The sequence below is a fragment of the Cyanobacteriota bacterium genome (genome assembly GCA_025054735.1).
GTDB lineage: Bacteria > Cyanobacteriota > Cyanobacteriia > SKYG9 > SKYG9 > SKYG9.
This window is the reverse complement of the sequence record JANWZG010000502.1, coordinates 1-2,413: the sequence shown is the minus strand read 5'-3', so window position 1 is coordinate 2,413 and position 2,413 is coordinate 1. Positions and strand designations below refer to the sequence as shown.

3 protein-coding genes are annotated in these 2,413 nt (G+C 54.2%); 2 read left to right on the top strand and 1 reads right to left on the bottom strand.

The annotated features are described in order from the left end of the window. The coding region (locus NZ772_17395; GenBank protein MCS6815332.1) for a beta-eliminating lyase-related protein at positions 1 to 878 on the top strand (878 nt) is incomplete at its 5' end. 324 nt (positions 879 to 1,202) lie between these two features. Further along, positions 1,203 to 1,727, top strand: coding sequence for a hypothetical protein (locus tag NZ772_17390; protein MCS6815331.1), 525 nt, complete (start codon positions 1,203 to 1,205; stop codon positions 1,725 to 1,727). Positions 1,728 to 1,869: 142 nt separating this feature from the next. Here the strand turns inward: NZ772_17390 and NZ772_17385 are convergent. Continuing rightward, the coding region (locus NZ772_17385; protein ID MCS6815330.1) for a hypothetical protein at positions 1,870 to 2,413 on the bottom strand (544 nt) is incomplete at its 5' end.

Genomic DNA, 2,413 nt, shown 5'->3' with positions numbered 1-2,413 from the left:
CCGGTTCCGCAGCAAATGCCTTGGCTTTGGCAACGGTTACACCTCCCTATGGGGCTATCTATTGCCATACAGATTCTCACATCAACTTAGATGAATGCTGTGCACCAGAGTTCTATACAGGTGGTGCTAAGCTGGTGCCTCTGCCCGGTGATCACGGTAAAATCACAGCAGCGGACTTGGCAACTGTTTTGCAACAGGCTGGGGCTGGAGTCGTCCACCACGCTCAACCAGCTACCGTCAGCATTACTCAAGCTACAGAAGCCGGAACTGTATACACGCCTACAGAAATCTATCAGATTGCAGAAGTTGCCCATGCCCGCTATCTGCGGCTTCATATGGACGGAGCGCGGTTTGCCAATGCATTAGTCAGCGTTGGGTGCACACCAGCAGAACTGACTTGGAAAGCAGGGGTAGATGTGCTTTCCTTTGGGGCTACCAAAAATGGTGCCCTGGCTGCCGAGGCGGTGGTGTTTTTTGACCCTGACCTAGCCGGAGACTTTATCTATCGTCGCAAGCGGGGTGGACACCTCTTTTCCAAGCTGCGATTTCTGTCGGCGCAGCTATTGGCCTATCTAGAGAATGACCTGTGGCTTAGGCACGCTACCCACGCTAACCACATGGCAACTCAACTGGCAGCAGGGTTAGCAGCAGTACCAGGGGCCGAACTTTGCCATCCATTACAAACCAACGAGCTATTCATTCGGTTGCCGGAAACAGTAATCACTGGGCTGCTGGCTGAAGGTTTCCAATTCTATCGCTGGGATGGTAGTACCCTGTTGCGCTTGGTTACAGCCTTTAATACCACCGCTGAGGATGTGAATGCCCTGATCGCGGCTGCCCATCGCTATGCTGCTAATACTGCTGTCAGTGTTGGTTGAGGAGTCAACACAGGTAACGGAACTAGCGGGTCTAGCTACTGGGATGCCAAGGCGCTGTAGCGATACACAGGCTAACTAGGACGTTTGTGGTGAGCACTTAGGTTCTTGTGCCACTTCCCCATACTCTGGCTATAGATAGCTTTTAGTCAGGATTTACAGACTACGAACTGATGGGTTACGTCGCTAGCGTTTGGAGAGTTGGTGTTACTACAGGCTCTGATTGCTGGAGAGTCGAGTGACAGTAGAGATAGAGAAGTAATGATGAGTACAGACTGGCTCTGCTTTGCTAGAGTGTTAGGTGATGTTACTCCTAGATTTCACACTATGGGTAGGGTTGCGAGTAGGGTTGCTAAGACTTTCAGCGCCATCTTGGGTAAGCACGATCGTCGTCTTGCGATGGGAATAGCAACGATCGCAGTTGTGCTAGTGCCTGCGGTTGCTATGGCGCGATATACCTATCCTGCTGATGTGACACAGGAGTTTATACGGGGCTGTGAAGCATCAGGACAACCCGCGCGATTTTGTGCCTGCACGCTTGAGCGTATCCAAGCAGAGTTTAGCTTTGCTGAGTTCACCGAGCTATCTCGGCAAATGATGGCTATCGGTTCTCCACCCCGAAGCATTGTGCGCTTAATGGTGCAATGTTTAGATACACCTACACCACCGTCTGCTACGCCACCAACACCATCCCAAGTTGCGCAGCTTAATTCCCAACTCCAGGCAGCAGTGAGTGCTAGGGACTGGGATCGGGCAATTCAGATTGTCGATCGCATGATTGTGCTATTTCCCCAGCGATCGGCAGAGCTATTGAATTACCGATCGCGCCTAGAGTCGTTACGCGGTCGTTGACCCATCTCATCATCCGTTAAGAACAACTAAGAACAACAAAGCCAGCCATTCCTAGAAATAGCTGGCTACCTACTATTGTCAGAAGGCTCACACAGACGATCGTCGGGACGGGTAATGCAGCCCATCCCCGTCTATGGCTATGCTACGGCACAGTAATCACACCATTGTTAGAACCTGCACCTGTGCCGGTGCCCGTACCCGTACCTGTGCCGCCTGTCGTACCTGTGCCGGTGCCGGTGCCGCCTGTCGTGCCGGTGCCAGTGCCCGTGCCAGTACCGCCTGTCGTGCCTGTGTCGGTGCCACCTGTCGTGCCAGTGCCGGTGCCGGTGCCGCCTGTCGTACCCGTGCCCGTGCCCGTGCCACCTGTCGTGCCGGTGCCGGTACCCGTACCTGTGCCACCTGTTGTACCCGTGCCGGTGCCCGTGCCAGTGCCAGTACCTGTGCCCGTGCCGGTGCCCGTGCCGCCTGTCGTGCCTGTACTGGTGCCTGTGCCGGTGCCAGTACCGCCTGTTGTACCTGTGCCGGTGCCGCTGCCGCCTGTCGTACCGGATGCAACGTCTTCAGATGTCAACTCAATCAGACCTTCGGATGTGGGGATGGAGAAAGTACCACCATTGGCAGGGATTTCGATATCGTCATTAGACTCGATAGTAATCCGGCGTATACCAGTCATACCAGGAAAGACT